General features: G+C 54.8%; 14 protein-coding genes. 6 read left to right on the forward strand and 8 right to left on the reverse strand.

Going from position 1 to position 18,457, the window contains the following annotated elements; genetic code table 11:
* Positions 1 to 58: 58 nt before the first annotated feature.
* The 3 genes from C5Y96_RS08615 to C5Y96_RS08625 all read right to left on the reverse strand — a co-directional run bounded on the left by C5Y96_RS08615 (position 59) and on the right by C5Y96_RS08625 (position 3,248).
* Positions 59 to 1,543, reverse strand: coding sequence for an arylsulfatase (locus tag C5Y96_RS08615; protein ID WP_233198885.1), 1,485 nt, complete (start codon positions 1,541 to 1,543; stop codon positions 59 to 61).
* Between the two features lie 91 nt (positions 1,544 to 1,634).
* On the reverse strand, positions 1,635 to 2,201 hold the full coding sequence (locus C5Y96_RS08620; RefSeq protein WP_105352072.1) for a hypothetical protein: 567 nt from the start codon (positions 2,199 to 2,201) through the stop codon (positions 1,635 to 1,637).
* A gap of 219 nt (positions 2,202 to 2,420) precedes the next feature.
* On the reverse strand, positions 2,421 to 3,248 hold the full coding sequence (locus C5Y96_RS08625) for a hypothetical protein (RefSeq protein WP_146115573.1): 828 nt from the start codon (positions 3,246 to 3,248) through the stop codon (positions 2,421 to 2,423).
* 290 nt (positions 3,249 to 3,538) lie between these two features.
* Here C5Y96_RS08625 and panB point away from each other — a divergent pair, with 290 nt between their 5' ends.
* The 5 genes from panB to C5Y96_RS08650 all read left to right on the forward strand — a co-directional run bounded on the left by panB (position 3,539) and on the right by C5Y96_RS08650 (position 9,140).
* Positions 3,539 to 4,348: a 3-methyl-2-oxobutanoate hydroxymethyltransferase gene (panB, locus tag C5Y96_RS08630; RefSeq protein WP_105352077.1), complete on the forward strand. Its 810-nt coding sequence runs from the start codon at positions 3,539 to 3,541 to the stop codon at positions 4,346 to 4,348.
* A gap of 55 nt (positions 4,349 to 4,403) precedes the next feature.
* On the forward strand, positions 4,404 to 6,443 hold the full coding sequence (locus C5Y96_RS08635; RefSeq protein ID WP_105352079.1) for a thioredoxin domain-containing protein: 2,040 nt from the start codon (positions 4,404 to 4,406) through the stop codon (positions 6,441 to 6,443).
* A gap of 141 nt (positions 6,444 to 6,584) precedes the next feature.
* Positions 6,585 to 7,550: a YceI family protein gene (locus C5Y96_RS08640; RefSeq protein ID WP_105352081.1), complete on the forward strand. Its 966-nt coding sequence runs from the start codon at positions 6,585 to 6,587 to the stop codon at positions 7,548 to 7,550.
* A 6-nt stretch (positions 7,551 to 7,556) separates the two neighbouring features.
* A complete protein-coding gene (locus C5Y96_RS08645; protein ID WP_105352083.1) occupies positions 7,557 to 8,468 on the forward strand; it encodes a hypothetical protein in 912 nt (303 codons plus the stop codon).
* Positions 8,469 to 8,678: 210 nt separating this feature from the next.
* Entirely contained in the window at positions 8,679 to 9,140 is a 462-nt protein-coding gene (locus tag C5Y96_RS08650) for a DUF4112 domain-containing protein (RefSeq protein WP_105352085.1), read from the forward strand.
* Here C5Y96_RS08650 and C5Y96_RS08655 read toward each other — a convergent pair.
* The 4 genes from C5Y96_RS08655 to C5Y96_RS08670 all read right to left on the reverse strand — a co-directional run bounded on the left by C5Y96_RS08655 (position 9,137) and on the right by C5Y96_RS08670 (position 16,353).
* Entirely contained in the window at positions 9,137 to 10,207 is a 1,071-nt protein-coding gene (locus C5Y96_RS08655) for a DUF6268 family outer membrane beta-barrel protein (protein WP_146115574.1), read from the reverse strand. The two genes, C5Y96_RS08650 and C5Y96_RS08655, sit on opposite strands and share 4 nt — an antisense overlap.
* Before the next feature lie 72 nt (positions 10,208 to 10,279).
* On the reverse strand, positions 10,280 to 11,476 hold the full coding sequence (locus C5Y96_RS08660) for a hypothetical protein (RefSeq protein WP_146115575.1): 1,197 nt from the start codon (positions 11,474 to 11,476) through the stop codon (positions 10,280 to 10,282).
* A 122-nt stretch (positions 11,477 to 11,598) separates the two neighbouring features.
* The gene (locus C5Y96_RS08665) at positions 11,599 to 15,066 is read right to left on the reverse strand and encodes a PVC-type heme-binding CxxCH protein (protein ID WP_105352093.1); all 3,468 of its coding nucleotides are present in this window, start codon (positions 15,064 to 15,066) and stop codon (positions 11,599 to 11,601) included.
* A gap of 54 nt (positions 15,067 to 15,120) precedes the next feature.
* A complete protein-coding gene (locus C5Y96_RS08670) occupies positions 15,121 to 16,353 on the reverse strand; it encodes an SGNH/GDSL hydrolase family protein (protein WP_146115576.1) in 1,233 nt (410 codons plus the stop codon).
* A gap of 334 nt (positions 16,354 to 16,687) precedes the next feature.
* On the opposite strand from C5Y96_RS08670, the gene C5Y96_RS08680 reads away from it, so the two are divergent.
* The gene (locus tag C5Y96_RS08680) at positions 16,688 to 17,704 is read left to right on the forward strand and encodes a hypothetical protein (protein ID WP_105352100.1); all 1,017 of its coding nucleotides are present in this window, start codon (positions 16,688 to 16,690) and stop codon (positions 17,702 to 17,704) included.
* Here C5Y96_RS08680 and gmhB read toward each other — a convergent pair.
* Entirely contained in the window at positions 17,655 to 18,359 is a 705-nt protein-coding gene (gene gmhB, locus C5Y96_RS08685; protein ID WP_105352102.1) for a D-glycero-beta-D-manno-heptose 1,7-bisphosphate 7-phosphatase, read from the reverse strand. The two genes, C5Y96_RS08680 and gmhB, sit on opposite strands and share 50 nt — an antisense overlap.
* Positions 18,360 to 18,457: the final 98 nt, after the last annotated feature.

An 18,457-nucleotide genomic window follows, 5' to 3' on the forward strand; every position in this document is an offset into this window, starting at 1 on the left:
CATCACCCGAGTACCTCCATAGAAAGTTTGTTGTCAGACACACTTTCAGGGGCTTGGTTCACTGCATGCCGCGAACTAATTCCCCTTTGTCCTGCCACCATGCTTGCCACTTGGCGTTAAGCTGTTTGACCTTTTCGGGATGATCTTGGGCGAGATCGTTGAGTTCGGTGGGATCTTGGCTCAGGTCGTATAGTTCCCAGCCCCCTTTGCCGAGTTTCACGAGCTTCCAGTTGTGATCGCGGACAGCTTGGGCTTTGCCGAACTGCCAGTAGATGGGCCAAGGGCGTTCGTTTGATGAACCGCTGAGCGTTTCGACCAAAGAGTGCCCTGCCAGTTCGCCGGTGACCTTCGCACCTGCTAGGTTGAGCATGGTGGGCATGAAGTCGACCAGGTGCCCCGGCTGGTCAGTGATCGTGCCTGCTTTGATTTGTCCTGGCCACCAGGCGATCATCGGAGTTCGCGTTCCCCCTTCGTAATCAGTCGTTTTGTATTTACGGTACGGGGTATTCGATGCGTTAGCCCAGGGGCGTCCCTGCGTCAAGTAGCTCGTCACCTCCCACGGCATCGATCCCTTTACCGTCGATCGATCGGACGACTCATCACAGGCCCCATTGTCTGACAGAAAGAAGATGACCGTGTCATCTGCTTTTCCTATCGCTTCCAGCTTATCAAGGATACGACCAATGTTGCGATCCATGCGGTCGATCATTGCGGCATAGGTGGCCATGCGAAGATCCCACCAGTCGCGATCGTCTTCCGCGATGTCGCTCCACGCCGGTAAACCTGTGTCACGCGGCGAAAGAGCCACGTTCGCAGGCAGAACGCCCAACTTCTGTTGCTGAGCGAAACGCTTCTCACGCAGTTTATCCCAGCCTATTCCACCATACTTACCACGATACTTAGCGATATCTTCTTCGCTGGCATGCAGGGGGTAGTGGGGTGCGGTGTACGCAACATACAGCAGGAATGGCTGCTCTTCGTCCTTGTACGCTTCGAGGTAGTCGACGGCATAATCGGTGAATGCGTCGGTGGTATAGAAGTCTTTCGAGTCTGGCGTGAAGGGCTTGAATTCCTGACCATCAATCGCCCAGCGGCGAACTGTCTTCTTGGCTGGTTCTGGTTCACCAGGTCGGGCATGGCCGGGGTTCCAGAAATTGCAACAACCATCGGTCAGGCCATAGTAGCGATCGAATCCGCGTTGGTACGGCGTTTGGCCAGCATGCCACTTGCCAACCATCAACGTACGATAGCCCGCCTCGCGCATGCGTTCGCCGAACGTCGGAGCCTTGTAAACAACGCTGGCGGACGCCCCTACGTGATGCCACCAGCGCCCGGTCAATAGCGAAGCCCGCGTGTGTTCGCATTTGGCGTTGTTGTAGAACGTACGGAACCGCATTCCTCCAGTTGCCAGCTTGTCGAGATTGGGGGTTTCAATTTCTCCGCCATAGCAGCCGATATCCGAAAACCCCATGTCATCGCACATAATCAAGACGATATTCGGTCGCTTGGCTTCCGCTGCTTTGGCGTCTGATATCAGGGCCACACTAGTGCACGCGAGGACGCATAGAATCAAAGAAAAACGCATGTCAGGGCACTTATTCCGTGTGAGGTGATTCCGATGAGAAGAGAGCAACTCAGGAGTTGTTGCGATTTGGCTGGATGACTTCTTTCTCAAGATAGTCGGCCACGGTAACTACTGCTACCGGAAAGTGATTATCGCAGAAGACTTCTTTCTCGACGTGTCCTGTTACCACCGTAATAGCAATCTGAGTTCCGTTCGTCACGTCACCGTGATATTCGTTGGCCAGCGTCATAAACCTCGATTGATTCAGCTTGCCGCAGATCTCTTCCAGTTCGCCAGGCGACAACTCAAAGGTCAGTGTTTTCTGGCGGCTCGAATCCGACGCCTGATCCCAGTAGCTGTACTCGCCTGTTCCATCTGCTTTTACGCGAAGAATATTGAATCCCTGCAATCCGTCCCCAAACGCATATTCGATCAAGAATTCGGGCGATGGCCGAACCACAACGTTCCGCGTGTCCTCTTTGCCTCCCTCGACTACTTTCGCGCGATGTGATGTTACCGTGCGATCGCCGATTTGCACTTGATCATCACGATCAAACGGTCGGATAAGGCCGTATAGAAAGACCCCACCGAGCACCACAAATAAAATGAAAGCGTTTCGCAAGAATCGCGCATTCATGGCAAATCTGCCGAAAAGTTGAAACGAGAGAAAGACCTTATAACCGCGACAAGATAAGGCATTCCCCCACCAATCGCAACGATTTCTATGACGTTACTTAGCCCACAGAAGCAAAGTTGGTCCGCGCATCCGCTGTTTTCGCCATCAACAAAAAAAGAGGAGGCCACAAGGACCTCCCCTCCCGGTTCACCGACCGGACATCGTAAGGATGCCCAGCGGTTACTTCATATCGAAAATACTCTTCGCCTCGGCCGGGTTGGCCGGGGCATCTTCTTTATCTCGACCACGACTCTTGCGACGGGCTTCGCGTGGATCTTCTGGGGCAGCGAAGGGCTCGGCGGCTTCGACTTCGACTTCTCCCTTTAAGATGCCAACGCCTTGGTTGTAATAATAGACCGTACCTTTGACCGTATCGCCCATGCGAATCAAACGCGGATCAGGTAGTTCGACGCTGATCTTGGCGTCTTCGGCAACTTCGACGGTAACCTTCGCTTTGCCAGCGGTAACGCTCCACTTGCCATCACGTGCCACGCCAGACAGACGACCAACAACAGTGTACTTGGCTACTTCTTCGCCAGAGCTTTCGGTCGACTCTTCAGAACCATCCGATGCCAATTCCGGCAGGCCACCTTGTTCGGTAACTCCAAGTTCAAGCTGCGGTGTCGGCGTGAAAACGCTGACCTCGCTCACAGCAGCTTGACCGAAGCCTTTCTTGTCGAGTGTGGCTTCGAAGTGGACGAACATCCCAGGACGAACCCAACCCTTCTCCGCTTCGCCGCGAACAACGATTTCATCAGGCTTCGAATCGACGCGAATGGTCCACTCTTGGTTCCCCTTCTCAGGCTTGATCTTGATCAAAGGTGGCTGGGCTGCGGTTAGCTTGCCAGTCAAGTTGGTCCGTTCCTGCTTCTGACCTGGCTGCCCGTTGAAATTGGGCATGCCCTGTTGGGGCTGATTGGGTTTTTGTGCGTGAACATTAAACGTGAGACATACTACGGCCAGCGAAAAGGAAGCGGCCGCACAAAGACGAGAGATTTGGCGATACATGGGAGTCCTGAAGTTATTCCGGAAGGAAACGCAAGGAAGGCTGTTGTGTCTTCTAAGATAACGATTGGCCAACAGAATTTCCAATTTTTTCCCGCAAGACCTCTCGTAGGGGAAGGTTGGCGACAATCGACGAGAAACAAGTTTGTCTCTCCAGAGAACCGGGCTCCTAAGGTTCCCAGCAGTTTGAACAGCACCAACGACAAGTGGATCACTGGTTGCCGCTAAGACGGCTAACTGGGAAAATAAGTGCTGACTGGCTCAACACTTGCAATCAGAAAAGGCATAGGCCCATGTCCACCCCCCCGCGCGGCAAATCCCGACTGACGGTTCCCCAATTTGTAAGCCGCAAAGCAGAGGGCAAGAAGCTCACCGTATTGACCGCTTACGACTATCCTATGGCCAGCCTGGTCGATCAGGGCGGCGTCGATGCCATCCTGGTCGGGGATACGTTGTCGATGGTCGTTCAAGGGCACGATTCGACCATTCCGGTCACGTTGGACGAGATGATCTACCACGCTGAAATGGTAACACGTGCAGTCTCCAATGCGCTAGTGATCGTCGATATGCCCTTTCCATCGAACCTTTTGGGCGTCTACGAAGGCATTCGCAACGCAGGCCGTATCCTCAAGGAGACAGGTGCCCAGGCCGTCAAACTCGAAGGAGGTGCCGATCAGGCCGAAGTGATCTCGGGCCTGGTAAACGCTGGCATCCCGGTGATGGCGCACATTGGCTTGCGGCCACAGTTGGTCCATCAAATGGGTGGTTATCGCGTTCAGCGCAATCGAGACCAGCTGATCCAAGATGCGAAGGCCGCAACTGAAGCCGGTGCGTTCAGCATTGTCTTGGAATGCATCCCGCAAGACGACGCGGCGGAAATCACTAAGATGCTGGACATTCCAACGATTGGCATTGGAGCCGGCAATGCATGCGACGGGCAAGTCCTCGTTTTGAATGACATGCTCGGCATCACTGAAGGGCACGTACCGAAGTTCGTCAAACAGTATGCCAACATCCGCAAGACGGTAACCGATGCGGTTCGCCAATTCTGCGACGACGTCCAGTCAGGCGAGTTCCCTGATCAAACGCATTCATTTCGCTAAAACCAACGCCAACATTGCTCAGTGCGGCGATTCGTCGCGCGAAGGACCCCGGATCATGCCGAACCGTCTCGCTCACGAAACGAGTCCGTATCTACAGCAGCACGCCAATAACCCTGTCGACTGGTATCCCTGGGGCGCGGAAGCCCTGGAGAGATCGAAGCAAGAAGACAAACCGATCTTCCTGTCGATTGGGTACTCGGCATGTCATTGGTGTCACGTGATGGAGCACGAAAGCTTCGAGTCGCAGGCGATCGCCGATTACTTGAACGAGCACTACGTGAGCATCAAGGTCGACCGCGAAGAACGCCCTGACCTCGACCAGGTCTACATGAACGCCGTACAACTGCTTACCGGTCACGGCGGGTGGCCGATGTCGGTGTTTCTGACACCTGAGTTGATGCCGTTCTTTGGTGGTACCTATTGGCCTCCGACGGCTAGTCGCGGGATGCCAGGCTTTGATCAAGTCTTGAGGGCGGTGGTCGATGCCTGGGAGAACCGTCGCGAAGTCGCGCTGCAACAATCGCGTCTTCTTACCGAGCGTTTGCAACGAATTGGCCTCGGCTCGGCGGAATCAACAGAGATAGCCCCAGGCCGCGTGGGGATGGCCGTTCGACAAATGGAAGAGTCGTTCGACCCCAAGCATGGTGGCTTCGGCTCGGCACCAAAGTTTCCGCACACGATGAACATCGATCTGCTGATGCGGCATTTCGTCGACACACGCAACGAAAAGCTCCTCCCGATGGTGACCACCACCCTCGACAAGATGGCAATGGGCGGCATTTACGACCATCTCGGTGGCGGATTTGCTCGCTACAGCGTCGACGAGTACTGGCTCGTTCCCCACTTCGAGAAAATGCTGTACGACAACTCGCTTCTAATTAGCAACTACGTCGACGCATATCGCCTGACTAAGAATGAAAATTATGCTCGCGTCGCAAAAGAGTCGTGCGATTACATCTTACGCGACATGACCGACGAACATGGCGGCTTTCACAGCACCGAGGACGCCGACAGCGAAGGGGAAGAAGGGAAGTTTTACGTCTGGACACCGAAGGAAGTCGATCAACTGCTGGGCAACCCACTGGTTGCGAAGCGATTTCGCCAAGTATACGACATCACCGAATCAGGCAACTTCGAAGGACACAACATCCCACGATTGAAGAAGTCGATCGGCGAGTACGCCCAAGACTTCGGAACTTCCGAAGAAGTGCTACGCGACGAATTGCAGCGAGATCGGGAGGTACTCTTCAATGCTCGCTGTCAGCGGATTCGCCCCGGCAAGGATGATAAAATCCTCGCCAGTTGGAACGGGCTGATGATTGAAGCGTTGGCGAAAGCTGGAGCAACATTTAACAATCGTACGTATCTCGATGGTGCCAAGAAGGCAGCGACGTTTGTGCTTGAGCAAATGACCGATGACACCGGTCGGCTACTGCACACCTACAGGCACGGCAAGGCGAAGCTGCCTGCCTATCTCGACGACTATACCTATCTCGCCTCGGCTATGTTCGCGTTATATGAAGCCACCTTCGACGCAACGTGGCTAGAACACGCTCAGAAGCTGATCGACACGGCAGTCGAGCACTTCTACGATACCGAGTCCGGAGGTTTCTTCTACACTGCGGACGATCACGAGCAGCTTATTGCCCGAAACAAAGACTTCTACGACCAAAGCATCCCCAGCGGCAATGGCGTAGCGGCATTGGTCCTGGCAAAACTCGGAAAGCTACTGGCAAGCGAGAAGTATCTGCAACTGGCGAAGGAAACTATCTCTGCGGCAGCCGACGTTTTGCAAAAACATCCGATCGCAGCAGGCCAGTTATTGGTTGCCTATGACTATCTGCATCAGCCTGGCTCGGAAGTCGTGATCGCCGCCGCAGATCGTGCCTCGTGTGACGAGCTCATCCAGGCGATTCATAACAGGTACCAACCCAACACGTTGTACGTCCTGGCAATCGACGGCGAAGATCTGGGTGCCAACTTGCAACCGCTGGTATCAGGCAAGTCTCCGCTGAATGGTCAGCCGACGGTTTATGTTTGCGAGAACTTCCAGTGCAATGCACCAGTGAGCGCAGCTGAATACTTAGCAACCTAAATGAAGAATGGCAACCTTTGCAGTCGTGTGGTTTAATGGCGTGTGACATCAGCCAGGTATTGGCACTATCACCCTAGATGCTCTCGTACCCAGCGTCCGTTCACGGCCCCAGCAATCACCCAAGACATCAAGGAGAATAAGATGATGCGATTTCTAGGTTTCGTTTTGATCGCCGCGATTGCTTTTACCGGCTGCAAGCCGCCTACGGGCGACGGCAATGGAAGTGCTCCTTCGAGCACCAATGAAACGACCACGCCGGCCGCATCCAACGAAACAATTCCTCCGCCAAAAGTCACCGAAAAGCCCGCTGAAGAAGTTGCTCCGGCACCGGAAGAAAAGCCTGAGATGAAAGCGGAAGAGTCGGCACCTCCCATGGAAACACCAAAGGAAGAGCCAGCCCCGGAAACTCCTAAGGAGGAAATGAAAAAGGAAGAAGTCAATCCGGAAGCGGCCGCTCAGCCAACCCCAGCCGACGAAGTCGAAGGCCTCACCGAAAAAGCTACCAAGGAACCTGCACCAGAAAAACCGGCACCGGAAGAGAAGGCTGCGGAAACACCGGCTCCTGAAGAAGGAGCCGAGATGAAGAAGCCCGTTGAAGACACCACAACGGTTGCCGTTGAAGCAAGCGGTCCGGTCGAGGTAAAGCTCACACCGGAGAACACGTTGATTCAATTCGTGGGCACGCACAAAGGAGACAAGCCAGATCCGCGTACCGGAAAGTTCGGCAAGTTCAACGGTTTGGCTCAAGCCGCTAACGGTAAACTCACTGAGATTACCGTCGTCATCGATACCACTTCACTGGAAACAGAAATCGAGAAGCTGACGAATCACTTGAAGAGTCCTGATTTCCTTGACGTTCGCCAAAGCCCGGAAGCGAAGTTCGTTTCGAAATCGATCGAAACGGCCGACGATGGCACGGTAAAGGTCACCGGCGACCTGACCCTTCTGAAGGAAACCAAGTCAATCAGCTTTCCCGCCAAAGTGAAAGTCGACAAAGATATCGCTTTGGATGCCCAGTTTGTGATTAATCGCGTCGACTTCGGCATGGACTACGGAACAGACAACGTTCACGAAGAAGTAACGATGACCATCAAGGTCGGCAAGTAAGCAAACATGCCCTTCTCTTGGAATGACTTACTTTGGGGGCTCGCCGTGCCGCTGCTGACGGCGGGCGGGCTCCGCCTACTTTTGGTTTGGCTTTTCCAGCAGTTTGCCGCTGCTGGCAATCGCGATCCTGCCCCAGAAGCAACGGCTTCCGCAGAAAATCCTCGTGCCTACCCTCTCGAAACATCGCTTCCTTTGGTTGTCGGTGCTGCGGTCGGATACTTCGTGCTGAAGTTGGGACCATGGATCCCTGATGCTCACTACGAATGGCTTCCCGTCGGGATTGCCATCGCGATGCTTGCTGCGGTCGCGGTTGGCTTGCTGGGGCAGTCCGTCTTGATTCGCATTGCCGTCCTTCCTCTCGTCTATGCGGTTGTTACTGCGGGTATCGGTATTCTGCTGATACCGACTTGGGAAGACCTTTCTCCTCCCTATGCTCCTTACTTATTCTGCTGGTGCATTGGCGTTACAGCAGTTTCCGTTGTCACGCAGCTCTCTCCTGAAAGCAATCGTTGGCCCTTTGCGGTAGTTTGGCTGGGCACCTGCCTAGCCGTCGCGGCAATCGTTGCGATCTCGGAAAGCCTAAGATTTGCTCAGATCGCTGGGCTGACTTTTGCCGCGTCTCTGGGACTCGTCGCCACGGGGTTATCATTGAGGCGATGCCTGCTCGATGGAGTTGGGCTCACGCTGACGATCTACCTGGCCGGCATCTTGTTGATTGCTCAGGTCAATTCATGGAGTGCGGTACCACTGGCCAGCTATTGGCTCCCCATGGCCGGCCCTCTCTTGGCAGCTGTTGTAGGCGTGCTTCTTTCTCAGAAGTGTTCGCCCGCGCTGCGAGCCACGCTGGTGATCTTAGCAGCAGCGATTCCATCAACCATTGCGGTCATCCTGGCGTTTGTCGCCACGCTTTCAGAGTGAAAGCCAGCCTGCCATTTCGGTGAACTGAGCATCACAGCAAAGACCTGGGGGATTACGGCAATTCCCTCAAAGAGTTTTACCAACACGGGTTACGGGAAGGCACGCCGCTTCGTCATCCATTCACTGCCAATTGGTTGGCGAGTGGCATAGCGATTGCAAAAGGTAATACAGCACCCAAGCGTGCTGCACCTTTAACCCCGGTAACAAGCCATGAACATTCGCTATTTAAGTCCGAATACGTCACGCTTGATGCCTCGTCGTCCCAGCACTCCCAGTGCTGTTCGCAAGGTAGGAAAGCATGCCCAGCATTCCCTCTCGCAAGAAGATCGCGAGAAGCTGATGAAACGGCTTCAAACGATCACCCATCTGTTTGACGATGCAGCAACCGTTCCGGGTACTAAGATCAAACTAGGTTGGGATGCCGTGCTCGGCTTAATACCGATTGTCGGTGATGCATCCACAACGGCGGTCTCCGCTTATTTCTTGTGGGAGGCTTATCGCTTAGGGGCAAGCCGCTGGACCTTAATCAAAATGGTTTGGAATGTTCTGGTCGACTTCATCATCGGTTTCGTACCGCTGGTCGGTGACATGCTGGACGTCACGTTCCGAGCCAATCGCCGCAATATGAAACTGCTCGAAAAAGAGTTGGTCAAGCATTCAAACCAAGATTAGTACCACCAGCCACTTCGTAGCATGATAGTATCACTCATGTTGAGTTCGACGGGATCGTTTTTGTATTCGAATTTTCGACCAAACACATAGCCGATCTCCAAAAACGACTTGCCTCCCCCATCCGTTTTGCGTTCCATGCCAATGATCAGGCGGTAATCGCTGAGGGTAAGTGAGTCATTTTCGCCAATTGGGTGTTCGACGCTCCATGTCCCCCCGCCAAACTCACCAGAAACGTACCACCAGTCTTCGTAACCATCGCCATACGAGAACAGTTGCATATAACGAGGGCGTGGGAAGGTAAGCTCCAGACGATGATCGTCGTCAGGTGTCCAAACCAGCCCGACCACCGGCAGAATGGGGTAGTCGTCGCGGTTGAGATAGGCTACGCCGAACAGGAATTGAATCGTTTCGGTCCACTGGTATGACATAATCGCCATACCGCTCACGCGAAACGCATTGCTATCGGTACGCTGAAAATCGCTGTACACGCCAGGCGTAACTGACAATATGGTCCCCCACTTAGGAGACAATTGCGACATCCAACGCGTGGTGAGATACGCCTGGTAAAGAGTCGCCGGAGCTTGAACCGAGTCGGGACCAACCAGGAAGAACATTCCGTAACCAGGCGTCAGCAGCAAGGGTGATTCGCGTGTGGGGGCCGGAAAGCCGACGGTCGCACTACCGCTGACTTCGGTCATGCCAATATTATCGCCACTGCCAGCAATCCACGTACTTTGAATCGTCAGCGATTGCAGAAACCCATCCTTAGCCGGGCTCAGCTTTGGACGTGTCGAGAAGACTTCATCCTCAGTCAGGTAAAGCGCATCCTGCTTTTCGATATCATCGGAAAGGGTGCTCAGTTCTGGGGGATTCTCTGCAACGAGCGTTGCCGGAACAGGCGGATTTCCCGGCGAGCCCGTCTTTGGATACTGCGGCAATTGGTATCCGCCGGGGAAGACTTCCGTGGGTGGAATCCGTTGTATCGGCTGATAGGCGGATTCGCGCGGAAGGGTACTCAGGTCGCGCTGCGCCCAAGGCTGCATTTGCGCGTGAACACGCTCCGTCACGGCGCTTCCGAAGAGGCATCCAATGACCACCAGAAATGCTGCGTAAATCGATGGGTGTTTCAATGCCTCGCCTTAGAAATTAAACCCGACTCGTAACATCACGGTGTCGTTCACTTTCAGGTTGGGAATCGTCGGAGCCCGATACAGAATGTTTCGATCCCATACGTATCCAATTTCCGCGTAGGCTCGCAGACGATTGGGATGGGTTGCTTCGAGTCCCACGAAGACGCGGTAATCGTTGATATCGATCTGGTCGCTTACGCTATCCATGGCCATGAAGTCGTAGCGCTGAATCGTCCAGCTACCGTAACCATACTCACCGCCAACATACCACCACACCTTGCGATCACCGACCGTAGTCCAGTACTTGGAAAGACGAGGGTAAGGGAAGGTAATGTCAAAGCGAGTCAAGCTGTCGGGTTCCCATAAGAGACCGATGACAGGCAACAACTTCTTATCCATGCGGTCGATGTACACCGCCCCGGCTTTCAATGTCATGGTGGGAGTCAAGCGAATATTGCCCACGCCCAAACCTTGAAACCGCAAGCTATCCGAGTTGATCGTTTCGAAGTCGGTATATACGCCTACACGGAAACCTAATTCGGCGTACAACCGAGGCGTAAGCTCCGGATTCCAAGCCAGGTCGAGGTAAGCGCTATAGGCCTTCGACGGCAGGTCCTGCACCATGGTCGATGGACCGTCCCACAGGTGAAGCACAAACCCAGGGGTGACCAACAAAGGGTGATCGCTGAACAGGAAATTAGGAAACAGCGCCGTGACCGAGGTCTCGAAGTCTTGCGTTTGCAAGGAATCGGCGTCGTCGCTCAGCTTGGGTAAAAACGTGTACTGAAACGCCAGGTTCTCCATGAAGCGTTCGTACGGTATTTGGTACTGCTGCTGTTGAACAGCAAATGGCTGGGCAGGCTGATAAAGAGGTTGCGGCTGCTGAGGATAGAATGAGTTCGGGCCCGTCGAAAAGTTAGCAGGCGGACTCGAAGGTGCTGGTGGAAAGCTGCTCGGCGGAGGATAGCTAGATGTCGGCGGCGCAGCATAAGTGGGCGCGCCGTATCCAGGCTGACTATACGATCCGTACTGCGGAGCCGTGGAATAAGGATCCCAGCCCTGAATGGAAGCTCCAGCGGATCCTGTAACAGGTGCCGGAGCAATGGTTCCTTGGGCTACGACCTTTTGCCCAGAAGCAAGCACCGTAAGTGCTAGCAGCAGGGAGCCCGCAATGCTGGAAATCGGATGATGAGAATTTTTTTTCACGATGACGCTCAAGTCCCCCGTCAACCTGTGACGATACTAATTAGCTGGACCGAAGCGTGTAACTACCAAAGGGGTAAGTTGCAGGTCAAGGCAAGATTCCCCCCAATTCTCATCATTCGCGGCTATTTCTTCGCCGCTGTAGCCAGGCGGCCTGTCGATTGGTCTTCCAGAAGTCGGACTTTGACTGATTCCTTCCGTTCATCCAAGTTGATCGCAAGCGTCAACTGATGCACGCCCGGTTTCCAATCTGCCTCTAGTTCTTTAGCCGTTGGAATAGGCTTACCGTCCAGCCATACCGACAGTCCTTCGGGGCCTTCAAAAGCAAACCGGAACGTACCGCTGCTAGCGACGCCGATGTCCGTCTGGAGATAGGCAAACTGTGGTTGGTTGCGGTGCGGGTGATAGACCGGAAGTTCTGCGAGTGGAACACCACCATCGACCTGACTGAAGACAGGCTTCCATACGAAAGCGGCATTCCCAGCAGCGACGGTGTTGTTACTCGAACGGTTGATCGCTCGATTCGACTCGTCGTTGTAGGTGAGTGTCTTCCACGACCGCAGGTACTTCTGACTGCCAATCGAGAACTCTTCCGCTTTCCCCAGCTTCGACATAAACGCCGCCAGATCGACGATCTCTTTCGTCGTCAAGGCATCGATCGAACCATCAGGCATCAGCGAGCGGCCTTCGGCACGATCGTCGATAGCTTCCTGTGGGATTTCGATCTCGCGTCCCTCAGCATCACGCAGGACGAGCAGGTCCTTGTTTTCGCGAACCGGGATCCCGGTAAGCACCTTGCCTTCGTCGGTCAAAATGATCAACGAATGGAAGTTCTCTTTCACCTTTGCACTGGGGCGAAGAATCGATTCGACGATGTAGTCTGGCTGGGCACTTGCCCCCAGGCTGATCAGGTTTGGCCCCACATTGCCGCCAGCTTCGCCAATGGCATGGCACTTGAAGCAGTTCAGTGCCTCCTTGCGGAAGATCGCTTCGCCAGCATGAGGATCGCCTGACTCCATGACCAGCCTGGTGATCTCGGCCAATTCGTCGTCAGACCACTGACGAACCCCTTCGGTCAGACCGCCTGCCGCTTGAATCGCCGCGACAAGTTCCGGCGATGCCTGGCTGCTGCTGCGAGCCGAGCGGAGGGCCAGTTGTGCTTGGTCTCGTGGAAGCTTCTTATCCTTCAGCGCTTCCGCAAGCCGAATCTGTCCTTGCTTGCGACTGACGAAAGGTGCCAGCAACGCGTCGGCCGGGATGGCGTTTCCTTCTTTCGCCAAGAGCACGGCCGTTTGATTCGCCGCATTAGGCAAAGCAAAGGTGGCCAGGCTTTCCAGGGCCGCCAGTCGAACGGCCTGGTCCGCTGCGTCGGATTGAATCAAATCAACGAGCAACTTGGAAGTTGGCTGCCCAGGCATCTTTGCGAGGGCCCGCACCGCGGCAACACGTGCTGCTGCAGGAAGTTCCTTTTCGCCAGATGCGTAGGCACGCACCAGGTCTTGCGAAGCCACGTTCCAGGCAATCGCCGTATCGAAGGCCAATGCGGCAACTTCTGGTGAGTCGGAAGCGTACAGCTTCTCGATCGCCGCCAGGTCGCCTTCTGGTTTCGTCTTTCGAACCTGCATAGCGACGAGGAATGACTTGAGGATCGGCACGATTTGCGAGTTATCGCCGGCTCGACTTCCCCCTGGCAAAATCGAATTGAGCAGATTACCCAGTAGTTGAGAGCCACCTCGCTGAGCCGCTAGTTCTACCAGACGACCCGATGTTTCGGCATCGGCATCGGGAAGTAACAGAATCGCAGCCTCAGCAACTTCGGCATTGGGAATCGCCTCAAAGGCGAACGCCCAACTAGCTGGATGCGCTTTGGCGTCCTGCAAGATCTTCGAGTTCTTGTCGTTATTGGCAACGGCCTCCTTCAAATCGGGGATCCAAACTGGGGCGAGGTCCTCGACCAACTGCCAAACGGCAAAGTCCAGGAATCGGTCCATTGGCTGTCGTGTCGCTTCTAGTCCGACGATCATGGCCTGGGAACTTGGAATCGTGGCCAGTGCACGAACACCTTCCAGGCGAACGCGTGGATGCTCGTCACGAACGGCTGCGGTAAACAACCCGAGCGGATCCGATACTTCATCATGCCACTGCGAGGCCACCCGGACAGCCGCGGCGCGGATGTTGTGATTCGGCGAGGCCAGCATCTCTAGCAATAACGTTTCGTTCGTCTCATCGAGTGCCTGATAGGCCCACAGTCCTTCCAGACGCTGATGCTCTGTTGCGGGATCGTCTTTAGCCAGTCCCTGCATCCAAGCAGCAAGCTGCTGAAGCACATCCGTCCTTGATCGTTGTTTCAACTGTTGCTTCGCCTGAGTGCGAACCCATTTCTCCGGCGACTTCAGTGCGGCCAGAAGCTCTTCGATAGACGCTTCGTGCAGGTTTTGCGGTTTGACCAGGGGGCTTCCCTTCTTAGTTACCCGCCAGATACGTCCGTGCACGTGATCGCGGCGGGGGTCACGGAAGTCCACTTCACCGTGCTGAATGATGGGGTTGTACCAGTCGGCAATGTAGATCGCTCCATCGGGGCCCATCTTCACGTCGACAGGTCGAAATGCACCGTGGGATGCTTTGATGACGTCCTCGGCCTGGCGACTGGCGTAGCCGGAACCATCTTCTTCCAACACAAAACGGCACACGCGATGAGCGCGGAAGTCATTGGTAATAGCGCTGGTCTGCCAGTCTTCCGGCAAGTGCGAACCGCCGACCAGTTCCAAGCCGCAATGCTTTGGGCTCCCGGGATTCAGTCCTTGGAGCAATCGACGTGAGTCGGCAGCGGTAACAAACACGGCCCCAGGAAAGGTGTAGTTGATGCCTTCGCCATAAGCGCCGTCGGTTGCGAAGTTCGCACCGTAGTCGTTGAAGTGATGTCCCCAGGTATTCACAAATCCACGGCAGAACACATCCAGCTCCATCGTCTCAGGACGGAACTGCCAGATGCCACCCGCATTCAAACGGCGCACGCCATGCGGTGTTTCGATGTGACTATGAATGTAGATCGATTGGTTAAAGTACATCATCCCGTCGTAGCCCCAGCGGAGCGTATGCAGGATGTGGTGCGTGTCTTCGGTACCGAAACCAGAAAGCACAACACGCTTCTGGTCCGCCTTGCCGTCGCCGTCGGTATCTTTCATGTGCAGCAGTTCGGTACTGTTGGCCACGTACACGCCACCATCACCAGGAAGCACGCCAGTAGGAATCAGCAGGCCATCCGCAAAGACGGTCGACTTATCAGCGGCACCATCGCCATCGGTATCTTCCAGCATTAGGATCTTGTCGTCGGCTACCTGGCCAGGTTCGATCTGGGGATAGACCGAACTCGACGCAACCCACAAACGCCCTTGGGCGTCGAAGTTAATTTGAATCGGGCTGGCGATCATCGGTTCCGAAGCAAACAGGTTCACTTCGAAACCTTCGGCCACGGTAAACGACCGTTGTTCCGCAGCCGGATCGGTGTCGGGAATCACCTTCAGGTCACGCTGGGCAAATAAGACTGCCGGAGCGATCAGCAGCAGAAGCAAGGTAATGGCAGGGCGGTTCATGGGGACGAATATCTCAATATCGAGGAAGGATGGAATTAGAATAGAAAGTGAAACTTACTTAGCCGCTTCTTCAAACTTCACGTCGAAGGTGACTGGTTGTTTCAGCTCGAAGATCTTCTTGTCTTGCTCTTCGATCAGAGGATCGAACTGAGGAATTTCGACCGCGTTATTTCCCTGTTCATGCTTGCGGAACAGGTAGAGATAAGTTTCGTTCTGCGGGCGGAAGCGATCGAAGAATAGCTGATTCTTGCGGAGAATCGCCTGATGAAGCTGTTTTGTCTTGGCATAAATAGCCGTCGCCGGAATATCGACGCCACGTCCCCACTGCTCGGTGGTAGCCTCCACATCAGGAGAATCCCCAGTACCTTTCAGTATAGCCTTGCCCTCCTGATAGAAATGAATCGCAAACTGAATTGACTTCGGTGCTTCTTCACCAGGTGCTGGTGGGTAAGGGAGACGGACAAAAACCTTATCATGTGGTTTCAGGGGGTTAGCAGCAACTGCTTTGCGAGGTACCTCATTAAACCACGTCCAAGGTGCTACGCTTTCGACCATTTTCGGAGCGAGATACCAATACCCGAATTCGGTCAGATGCATACCGTTGTCTGTCAAATGCTCTGGCTCGCTCTTTAGGGTCGGCTTGTACTTTGAGAATGCGTCGTTCATGCCCATCGTGCTGTGACCGCGATCATAGGCCAATTGCTTGATCGCCTCTCCATAGAGTTCGACATTCGCGTTGTACTCTTCTGGGTTAGGTAAGGGTGGTCCCAGGTTTTCCATCGGCAGCGGCTTGATCAGCACGATGCGTTTAGTTCGCTTCTCAAGTTCATCGAGCAGTTTTGTGTAGTTCGCTTTAAACTCTTCCAGCCCTTCTTGACCGCGAAACGCTTCGTTGGTTCCGTAAGCGACGAAAATGATCGTTGGATTCACAAGATCCAGCGACTTGGTCAGATGCGACCAGGCTTCCTGTTGATTGCCAAAGCGTGCTCGCGAGATGCCCGTGACGGTGTCGCCACTCCAACCCAGGTTTCGCAACGTGAAGTTGGTTTCCGGCAGGGCCAGATTCAGGGCCAACTCGAAGTATCCGTACTGCTGCTCTCGCTCGATGAAGGTTCCACCGATCAAGGCAACCCGATCGCCGTCTTGGATCTTGGGCTTGAATTCCCTACGGCCACCAAAGCCGCCACCCCCACCAAACTGAGCAACGGTGTCAGCACAAATAAGTAGAGTAAGTAAAATCCCCACGAAGCAGGGAATGAGCCGAGAAGTCCAGGGGCTACCAGTCACAGGCAATGCTCCAGATTCGAGCGAATGAAGGGTCAAATGGGGTAGGTCAGGCAGGTACTATTAGTTTAGCCCGCAGAAATCTAAACTTCCAGCTAGGCGCAATCGCACCCCGTTTTGCAGAAAACTTGGCGGCAATTGGCCTCTTTTGACCCATTTTCGTACATTCCTGGTAGAATAGCTGGTTGCCTCTGGCCGCCGTGGGGAGCCCTTGTCCAATTCCCCTCCCGCGCTTTCGAGCGGTCAGTCGATATTGCCACATTCGGAGCCCCACATGCTGTTGAGTTCCTGCCCTCGTTGTCACGACTCCATTCGCATTCCCGCCTCAGCGAAGGAAATGTCAGTTATTCGCTGCCCACGTTGTAGCGAAGAGTTTCCTTTGAGCGAAATCTTCTCGAGCTTGCCCCCGGAAGCGGAAATCGTCTCTGGCCCAGGCTCCGAAGTCACCATCGCCGTCCCGGTAGGCCTGGCCGATACTAGCGAATACAGCCTGACCGGCGAATCGATCGAACCGAAAAGCGATTTCCAGATCAAGGAATCGGGACCGCTGGCTGGCAGCCCGCCGATGGCGAAGTTCGACTCCTCGCGTCCGGCCCGCAAGCCGAAGAAAGCGGAACCCAATGTGATTCTGGAGTTCGCCAAGATCGTGGTGGGCGGGGCCGCGGGTCTGGCAATCGCGGTGCTCATGATCATGTGGTTCGGTCACCAGGACGTCTTCAAGATCGTTCCGAAGCTTCCACCGGAAGCTTACTTCCTCGTTCCCGACGAGCTGCGAACGGCTGAAATGCGCGAACTTGCAAACCAAGGGAATGAGCCGACTGAAACGAATCCAGAAGCGGACGTCCCGGTCGAATCGATTCCCACTCAGGAGCCCACCGAGGAAGAGCCTGTCGAAGCGTCAACCGATCCAGACAATCAGGTATCGCGGAATAATCCGGCAGACAACGCCGACGAAAGCCCTCTAGCGGCTGCGTTTCAACAACAAGTAAACGCCGCGAAGCAGAAAGCCACACCCCAGAATAAGCCCGAAGCCAAACCCAAGCCGAAACCAGCCGCGCGCAAGGTCAACGCTGAAATGCCGGTCAGCGAGCCGATCATTGCGGAAGAACCTGCCGCCAAGCCGATGAAGCCTGCAGAAAAACCTGAAGTTGCCGAGGCACCTGCGGAAGAACCCAAGGCCGAACCGACCGAGCCAACCCCGATCGATTCCACGGTCGTGGAAATGATCACGGAAGCTTCGGAAGAACTCGGGCCGATTGGGGCCGAGATCCCTCCACCCCCTGAGCCCAGTCAGCCTGAGGCGATCAGTGTGGATAATGTCGACCTATCTCCGGTCGGTGATGGCGATAAGTAGAAGCGAACTTGGGCGGCTTCACACTCTGCGGTTGAGTCTGGTTAAGAGCGGACAAGATCTGCTCAACCGCGGCAGCCAGGTCGTCGACAATGTTCGTAACTAATGCCGCCCCGGTGGCTTCTGCTTCGCGAAGAAGTTCTTCTTCGGTCTGCATGCCATATCCGGTTCGGACCAGGATGCCTCGGGCCCCGGCGTTGACGGCGGCTCGTAGATCGGATCGCTTGTCCCCCACGACGTAGGCCTGACTGAGGGAGACGTTTTCTTGAGCGGCCGCGGCGCTAAGCATACCGATGCGTGGCTTGCGGCACTCGCAATCGACCGCGTACTTCTTTACGATTGCATCGGGATGATGGGGGCAATAGTAGTATGCGTTGATGGACGCTCCGTGGTCGGCCAGGAGCTTGTCCATATAATTGTGCACGTCCTGAACATCGTCCTCGGTGTAATAACCACGAGCAATGCCAGACTGGTTCGTGACGACAATCACCGGAATGCCGACTTGATTCAGGCGTGCAATCGCCTCGGCGGCTCCTGGAATGATCCGCAATTGATGGGGCGAGCCGAGGTACTTTACCTCTTCGTTGATCGTGCCATCGCGGTCCAGGAAGACGGCCGGTCGGCCAGGGCCAGTCCAAATTTTCGTATCTATCGCCATGCCAGCAGGTCCATGCTAGAACTCAGAGAGACCTCTTCGAGGGGTCGTTGTAATATTTTCGTCGACCAACCCCAAGACCAATCTTCACCGTTAATTCA

It is taken from the genome of Blastopirellula marina (assembly GCF_002967715.1).
Lineage (GTDB): Bacteria > Planctomycetota > Planctomycetia > Pirellulales > Pirellulaceae > Bremerella > Bremerella marina_B.

Excerpts from the sequence above, each read along its gene's own strand:
- C5Y96_RS08620 (WP_105352072.1), bottom strand. The coding sequence starts at position 2,201 with ATGAATGCGCGATTCTTGCGAAACGCTTTCATTTTATTTGTGGTGCTC.
- C5Y96_RS08625 (WP_146115573.1), bottom strand. The coding sequence starts at position 3,248 with ATGTATCGCCAAATCTCTCGTCTTTGTGCGGCCGCTTCCTTTTCGCTG.
- panB (WP_105352077.1), top strand. The coding sequence starts at position 3,539 with ATGTCCACCCCCCCGCGCGGCAAATCCCGACTGACGGTTCCCCAATTT.
- C5Y96_RS08635 (WP_105352079.1), top strand. The coding sequence starts at position 4,404 with ATGCCGAACCGTCTCGCTCACGAAACGAGTCCGTATCTACAGCAGCAC.
- C5Y96_RS08640 (WP_105352081.1), top strand. The coding sequence starts at position 6,585 with ATGATGCGATTTCTAGGTTTCGTTTTGATCGCCGCGATTGCTTTTACC.
- C5Y96_RS08645 (WP_105352083.1), top strand. The coding sequence starts at position 7,557 with ATGCCCTTCTCTTGGAATGACTTACTTTGGGGGCTCGCCGTGCCGCTG.
- C5Y96_RS08650 (WP_105352085.1), top strand. The coding sequence starts at position 8,679 with ATGAACATTCGCTATTTAAGTCCGAATACGTCACGCTTGATGCCTCGT.
- C5Y96_RS08665 (WP_105352093.1), bottom strand. The coding sequence starts at position 15,066 with ATGAACCGCCCTGCCATTACCTTGCTTCTGCTGCTGATCGCTCCGGCA.
- C5Y96_RS08680 (WP_105352100.1), top strand. The coding sequence starts at position 16,688 with ATGTCAGTTATTCGCTGCCCACGTTGTAGCGAAGAGTTTCCTTTGAGC.
- gmhB (WP_105352102.1), bottom strand. The coding sequence starts at position 18,359 with ATGGCGATAGATACGAAAATTTGGACTGGCCCTGGCCGACCGGCCGTC.